This window comes from Aliikangiella maris, assembly GCF_040719265.1.
Lineage (GTDB): Bacteria > Pseudomonadota > Gammaproteobacteria > Enterobacterales > Kangiellaceae > Aliikangiella > Aliikangiella maris.
In genome coordinates this window covers 108,285-115,668 of record NZ_JBFDAH010000014.1, presented here as the reverse complement: position 1 = coordinate 115,668, position 7,384 = coordinate 108,285, and the positions used below count along the sequence as shown (strand labels likewise).

The 7,384-nt window shown below is 37.5% G+C and carries 8 protein-coding genes; all 8 read left to right on the top strand.

The genetic code is table 11. The annotated features are described in order from the left end of the window. The first annotated feature begins 64 nt into the window (after positions 1-64). The 8 genes from ABVT42_RS13885 to ABVT42_RS13850 all read left to right on the top strand — a co-directional run bounded on the left by ABVT42_RS13885 (position 65) and on the right by ABVT42_RS13850 (position 7,152). On the top strand, positions 65-271 hold the full coding sequence (locus ABVT42_RS13885) for a helix-turn-helix domain-containing protein (protein WP_465251081.1): 207 nt from the start codon (positions 65-67) through the stop codon (positions 269-271). Positions 272-293: 22 nt separating this feature from the next. Then, positions 294-497 (top strand): hypothetical protein, encoded by a 204-nt coding sequence (locus tag ABVT42_RS13880; RefSeq protein ID WP_367023946.1) that lies wholly within the window; start codon positions 294-296, stop codon positions 495-497. Positions 498-721: 224 nt separating this feature from the next. Then, positions 722-1,126: a hypothetical protein gene (locus tag ABVT42_RS13875; protein WP_353896830.1), complete on the top strand. Its 405-nt coding sequence runs from the start codon at positions 722-724 to the stop codon at positions 1,124-1,126. 52 nt (positions 1,127-1,178) lie between these two features. Further along, the gene (locus tag ABVT42_RS13870; RefSeq protein ID WP_353896829.1) at positions 1,179-4,283 is read left to right on the top strand and encodes a P-loop NTPase; all 3,105 of its coding nucleotides are present in this window, start codon (positions 1,179-1,181) and stop codon (positions 4,281-4,283) included. Positions 4,284-4,918: 635 nt separating this feature from the next. Next, on the top strand, positions 4,919-6,058 hold the full coding sequence (locus ABVT42_RS13865) for an EndoU domain-containing protein (RefSeq protein WP_367023943.1): 1,140 nt from the start codon (positions 4,919-4,921) through the stop codon (positions 6,056-6,058). A 9-nt stretch (positions 6,059-6,067) separates the two neighbouring features. Continuing rightward, entirely contained in the window at positions 6,068-6,379 is a 312-nt protein-coding gene (locus ABVT42_RS13860) for a hypothetical protein (RefSeq protein ID WP_353896419.1), read from the top strand. Between the two features lie 186 nt (positions 6,380-6,565). Next, on the top strand, positions 6,566-6,883 hold the full coding sequence (locus ABVT42_RS13855) for a hypothetical protein (RefSeq protein ID WP_353896418.1): 318 nt from the start codon (positions 6,566-6,568) through the stop codon (positions 6,881-6,883). Between the two features lie 2 nt (positions 6,884-6,885). Further along, positions 6,886-7,152, top strand: a complete 267-nt coding sequence (locus ABVT42_RS13850) for a hypothetical protein (protein WP_353896417.1) — start codon at positions 6,886-6,888, stop codon at positions 7,150-7,152. Positions 7,153-7,384: the final 232 nt, after the last annotated feature.

The window sequence follows — 7,384 nt, the reverse complement described above, 5'->3', positions numbered from 1 at the left end:
AGCGTTTAAAGAATCTGTCAGGGAAGAGACAAAAGAGCAAAATATTGAACAACTAAGAAAAGTCTTGGAAGATAGACCAGGTGGACAAAGAATTCTTGAGCTGGTAGCAGTTATATTTAAAGTAAAGAGCCGCGATATTAAAAGCTGTCCAGGAGGTAAACGAGTGAGCAATCCCGCACGAGCGTTTGCGATGTATGCCTGTCAGCGATATGGGGCTATGAGTCTCAAGCAAATTGCAGTGTTATTTAACTTAAGTCATTNGCGATATTAAAAGCTGTCCAGGAGGTAAACGAGTGAGCAATCCCGCACGAGCGTTTGCGATGTATGCCTGTCAGCGATATGGGGCTATGAGTCTCAAGCAAATTGCAGTGTTATTTAACTTAAGTCATTGTGGAAGTGTGTCATTTTCTGTGAATAAGGTTAAGCGTGAGTTAGTTGAAGGCCAATGGTTGAGTGAGGTAAAGCAATTGGAAAGGGAGTTATATATTGTAAAATAGGCTTGACCCCTTGTTTTTTAGAGATACGTTTGCAAGATTACAGGAGCTAGTTGGAATTCTTGAGCACTCTGATATGCCTGACGGAGCACAAATCAAATTAAGGAACAACAGAGCATTTAGTCCATTACGTCGAGCTATTGAATCTAAAAAGATAACATCAGAATTGAACGATAAATCAGAGTCAGCGTTGTTGGATGATATGTCCAAGCTGTTGAGAGGTGGTCTTGGCTAAGCACTTAACAACTAGAGATGTTGAGGCAATACTCAATATTATTTACGCGCACGATGATAAGAAACTTACGTGGGAAGCTATTTGCGAGGAAAGTGAAGCTGTCGTTGGTAAAAAACCAACAAGGCAATCTTTGTACTCGAATGAAATGATACGAGAGGCTTACAAGACAAAAAAAGCTTCTCTAAGGCAAAGAGAACTTTCCAAGCCAAAACCCAGCAGTCTATATGCTGCCGCAGAGCGCATTTCTAAATTACAAAGTGAAGTAGAAATGCTCAAAAGGAAAAATGACGCTTTGTTGGAGAAATTTGTAGTATGGCAATACAATGCATACAAGCATGGGCTAACTGAGCAGCAAATGAATGAACCATTACCAAAAATTGATCGAGAAATAACCTAATAATTAAAGCAAATATTTCAAAAGTTAAATGAAGATTAAAAGGACTAAAGTTATGGAATTGCCAAAAGCACTAATTCAAGAAGTAAAAAAGGGAAAAGTAGTCTTATTACTTGGTTCTGGTGCTTTATATGGAGCCTCGCTACCCGGTAAAGATATCCCATTAGGTAATGATTTACGAGACATATTGTGCAAAGAGTATTTAGATGAATCATTTAAAAATGACAGTTTAGCCCATGTCGCTGCTATTGCTACATCACAAAGCGGTTTGGCAAATGTACAAGACTTTATTAAAGATTATTTTTCAGGTTTAACTCCTGCGCCTTTTCATCTCAAAATACCGGCGTTCAAATGGCGAGCAATGTTTACAACAAATTATGACCGCTTGGTTGAAATAGTTTATGAAAATGCTGAGACGAAACTTCAGGAGATTTACCCTCTTATATCCAATTCAGATAACTTTGATGAAACTAGAGTTACAAATGACAAATTACCTTTGGTAAAGCTTCATGGCTGTATTACTCGTACTCATGACTCAGAACTTCCATTGGTTTTAACAGTTGATCAGTATAACGATAGTCTAACAAACAGAGATCGATTGTTTCGCTATCTATACGAGTTAGCATATGACAATACAATCGTTTTTGTTGGCCATAGTTTACAAGATCCGAATATCAGAGCAGTAATGTTGGAGGTTCAACGTAATGCCCCTCAAGGGCAAAGACATTATTTGATAAAGCCAGGATTGAGAGACGCTGAGAATACTTATTGGGCAGAAAAGCGAATAACGGGTTTACAGATTACATTTGAGGCATTCATCGAGGAATTGGATAAAAACATAACTAGTGTTGAAAGAAGTTTATCTTTAGTAAGTTTGGATTCAACACACCCAATACAGGGGAAGTTTGTAACAAAAGCCTCACCTAGTGAAGAACTAATCTCTTTTCTTACAAATGATGTCGAATATGTTCATACCAATATGCCGATTCAAAATGGAGATCCCAAGGACTTTTATAAAGGGGGCGATTTAGGTTGGTATCCTTTAGATGAGAAGTTATCAATAACGCGAAGCATAGAATCAGAAATTTTTGAAAACGTAATTGAAAAGGCTGAAGTAGAAAGGTCCGGTGCCGAATTATTTGTAATTAAAGGAGAAGCAGGCTCAGGAAAGAGTGTCTTACTTAGAAATTTAGCTTGGTCTGCAAAAGACTCCAAGGTTGGAGTTTTCTTGTGGGTCAAGCAAGGCAGTAATGCAGATATTGACTTAATTGAAGAGATTATAAATAAAACTAACGAGCGTGTTTTTGTCATTTGGGATGATGCTGCTGTAAATGCGATAAATATTGAACGCTTTTTCAGTAAAGCAAAAAGTAGAGGTTGTAAAGTAACCATACTTACGGCAGAACGTTTTAATGAATGGAATATTCGTTGTGAAGAGTTAGATGAAATAGTTACTGACTTGTACAAAGTTAAATACTTGTCTGAAAATGAAATTGAATCTTTGCTCAGAAAGTTAGATGAGCATGATTCTTTGGGGCCGAATTTAGCCAGAAAGTCTTTTGACGAACGAAAATCCGAATTGAAGGAAATTCATGGGCGACAGTTGTTGGTAGCTTTACACGAAGCAACAATGGGCGAACCTTTTGAAGATATCGTTTTCAACGAATATTCAAATATCGTTCCTGAAAGCGCTAGAGCTATTTACTTGACTGTGTGTACGCTAAATAGACTCAGAATACCAGTTAGAGCAGGATTAATCTCAAGGATACATGAGATTAGTTTTACTGACTTTAAGAGGGATTTTTATAGACCTCTCGAAAAGGTTGTACTTGTGAGGGGGGGGGGAGATCAAGACGCGCACTACATAGCGAGACATTCTGAAATTGCGGAAATTGTTTTCAGTCGCGCTCTCGAAAATTCGGAAGACCGATATAGAGAATATATGAATATCGTGAGCCGTCTTAACTTATCATTCAGTAGTGATAAACAATCATTTCGTTCGTTAATTAGAGCGAAGGCCTTGCATGAGTTATTTACAGACTTTCAAGATGTAAGTGCTTTGTATAAGCATGCAAAAGAATATTTTGGTGATGAGCCCTATCTCTTACAGCAGATGGCCAATTATGAACGAATTAGACCGAATGGCAGTTTGGAAACTGCATTGGATTTATTAAATAGAGCTAAAGATAAAGCTCCTTATGACTCAAGTATAATACATAGTCTAGCTGTTGTTTGGAGAGATAAAGCTAAGAATAGCGAAGAGTTGCATTTACGAAAAAAATGCCGAGCTGAAGCTACAGCGTATTTGGATATGGCTGCTAGACGTTGGGGGGATTCTAGTTACATTACTTCTTCAGTCTTGGAATTAATGGTTGATTCGCTCTCTGATACGATTAATGACGAACTCGCAAGCCAGCGAGTTATAGATGATTCAATAAGAAAAGTTCAACAAGTTCTTTCGGAGAGTAAACAAAAATATCCATCTGAAGCACAGATTCATCTTATAGAATCCCAGTTTTCTAGTTTAATCAAGGATCATGCGCGAGCGATAAAAGCACTAGAAAACTCATTTTCAGAGAGAGATCGAGACCCTTATTTAGCAATACGTTTATCCACATATTATAAAGAAAAAAATGAAATTGAAAAAGCGAAGAATATTCTTCAGCTAGCCTTGGAGAGAAGGAGAGGGGATCACCGATTGAATTTTCACTATGCTGAACTATTAAGAGAAACTCAATTGCAAGATCCTGAGGAACTTTTCTATTACTATAGAAGAGCCTTTACCCCTGGAGATAAAAATTATCAGGCTCAATTTTGGTTTGCTAGGTATGCATTCATATCAAATGACAAAAGCCAATATCAGATCGCCTTAGACACGTTTGAAAATATTAGAAATGCAAAGCTATCACATTCACGGCGTGTAGAAATTTTGGATTATGATATTGCAAATGGCCAAAAGAAAAATTACTTTGGTGTCGTACACAAGAAACGTAGTGGTTTTGGTTTTATACGAATGGATGGTTCAGGAGTCGAAGTGTTTTTTCCTGCAAAATCAGTTGAAGATGACTTGTGGGATGCATTGAGAGAGGGGGACAGAGTCCTGTTCAACCTAGGATTTTCTTTTTCTGGGCCTGTAGCATGTGGGGTTCGTTGCAGTTAGAAATATTAAATCTGTAAAGTTTGAATAACAAGACTAGTTAAAAATTTACATTATACAGCTGAGGTCAGGATGTTATTTTCGGTAATATTGAATAAAATCAATAAGTTAGATTGGTCTGTTTTTACATAAACCAGTATCAGGTATACATAACTTTTCTAGAATTTACTTTTGAAATAGTGAATGATTAATTATTTAAAGCCCTTATCTTGAGGGCTTTTTTATTTTTGTTATCAGAAAAACTTGAAGTTTTTTAGCGCTTTAACTTGCTTGATTTAGTTTGGATGTAAAAAATATTCAAATTTTTAAAAGGATTTGCAACCTTGTTAGTCTAACTAAAATCTTAGTGGTTTTAGTTTGCCTGCTAATCATCAAAAACTTTTAATTAAAACGGAGAGAGGGAACCGCTCTATCACATACGTTAACATGAGTGAAACGCACCTTAAAAAATAAATAATTGCAAACTGGTTCACGAAATCAAATTAGTGAGAGAAATAATACTTTGGTAGGATGTATTCATCACTAATCAGGCAAGGTAATAATTGTTTAGTTACCCGTGATATTTTGAATGTAGAGAAAGTATTCAAATATCAAAAAAATTTGAAAAGTGAGTCAATTCTCAAAAAGGACTTAGCACCATGTTATTCGACCCATTCTACGTCAGATCGCGCAGCCGCAGGCGCTTTTTATTTGCCCCTTATTTTTTTGAAGCTAACCCGCTCGAATTTGAAATTAATACCGAATGTAAAACTCGTGATGATATTTTTATCAAGCAGTTTTTATGGCGACTGACCGACGAACAAAACTTCCCGCAGCACCTCTGGCGAATCGTCGAAAAGATTGGTCATTACCACGGCTTAACTATTCAGTCCTGGTATACCGAGGATGATGTCATCGATGACTTAGTCCACCTCATCAAAATTCAAACGATTATAGTGTATAACTGTTTAATTCGAGATGAATATGAATTAGAGGGCTTCCTTGGTGATTATGGTTGGGGCGATAATCAAATTGAATACTTAGAGCGGTATCGTGCTGAAAATGGTGAGTATGATCCCAATTATTTTTGGCCATTGGAAGAATATTATAAATTGCTCGATACGAATCCCACCGCGGCAGATATAGCCAAGAAGTTTCGTGAAAAGCATACAAGGCGGGTGGAAGCTGAGCGGCGATTGGTTGCTAATAAAGAACAGTTAAAAGAGAAAACAACTTATGATGCGGGTGTTGAACAATCAGAATATATTGGTGATAATGCTGAGGGTAATCGTACTGAACTGGGAAAGGTTGTTCCAAACAACATAACCTTCAGTCAAGGAGCTGTTAAGCATTCTAATATTGGAGATTTCCCCACACCTGGTAACCCAAAGAAAAATCCTTATCCGTCTTCGATGTCTGGTGGAGGTCACGGTCAAGCAAATATTGATTACCTAGAAAAAATAGGTATGAAGTATAATATTGAGCACACTTTTGATAATGGTGTAAGAGTAGGAAATATCCCTCAACATAAGCATAAGATTAAGAAAAGAGGCTTAGGGCAGTCTTGGTTCCCAGAAAAATGGACGGAAACTGATATCAAAGCTGCTGGTGAGTATGTTGTTAGCAACACTAAAAACTTTGATAGTGTCGCAGATGGCGTTCCTGTTTATGGAACTTATAACAATGTTAGAGTCGGTGTAATTAAAACAAATGGTCAGCCAGCGACTGTTTTTCCTGATGGCTCAAAACAACCATCATTAACAATCAAGGACTTTTGGGAAGTTATTACAAATAAATAAGGTTTTGATATGAGCTTAATATCTGAAATTAAAGTTATTGTTGAACAAGTAAATAAACTACATCCTGAAGATCCCAAGGTTTATGAGTATTGGGAAAAGCTTACTGAACTCTTGTCTAAGGATGAGTGTTCAACTATTTCTCTGTTGAACGATTTGGACGACAGTGAAATAGTTGAAGACTTGAGTTCAGTTTTTGACGATGTGTCAAAAAACTTACAAAGTAATGATTTTATTCTATGTATAGAGTCTCTTGAAAAGCGCTATCCTGATCTAATGCTTGAACATATGGTTCAAGCTGCGAAGGATGCTTTGATTGATTAACCACTTGTTGTTCCAAATACGGTTAATTCAGTTCAACAGCCGGGGTTAAGTCGTATAGCGTTACCAAGAACAGAGGGGCTTGGAGCAAAATCGACAACTCAAGAATTGTTGGATACAGGAGCTATACCGGGAACACCAGGTGTAATACTTGAACAACGGACAGTGGTTTTTGACGATATTTGGCAAATGTCTCAGAATTCAGGTGTTGAATTCATACTTACTAAAGAGAGCGGAAACTTTGTATTAAGGTCTGGTTCTCAAACACGTGCACCTATTCAATCTGGACAAAGGCCGATACTTCATACTCATCCGACTGATGAGTTTGGGGTTAACAGTCTTACTCCTTCATTGGCGGATATTGATGTTCTAAATGCTGCATGGGCGAGAAACCCAACTGGGCCAAGGCCTGTTTCTCAGATTCTCGTTGGGACAGAAAAGCCAACGGTGTTCCGTGCAACTGGTTTTGAACCTACGCCTAAACCAAACCCTAATAAGAGGAATTAAGTATGAGCTTGACGAACTCAAATGAAGTTGAAGTAATTCAATATTTAGAAAGTCTAGCTAAGCTCGAGGATTTCTATATGCATAAGTTTATAGAGAGTGGTAGACACTTAATTCACTATTTTGATGGGCAAGGGCAATCTTGGGCTTTAATGGAAGATGACGACCAGTTTGTAGAGCTGTGTATAGAATATTTGGTTAAGTATGGTGCACCGACTTTTGTTGATGTAGAGGAAATGAAGAGGTTTGAAGCAGGGAAATGTGCTGGCTAATTGTTAGAGCATATAAGTTGTTCCAGACACGGCACTGTCTAAATTGGCTATAAGCTGACTGTTTGTTCGTAGTTTAGTAAGATTTATACTTACCACTGGGCTTTACAAATCCTTAGGAAGGTGTGAATGACCGGACGCTCACCTTCAAATACCCTTTATTAACTCTGCGAACTTAATCTCAAAAAAGAATGTACAGAATAATTGGTTCTCGACTCGATATGGAGTTGGCATT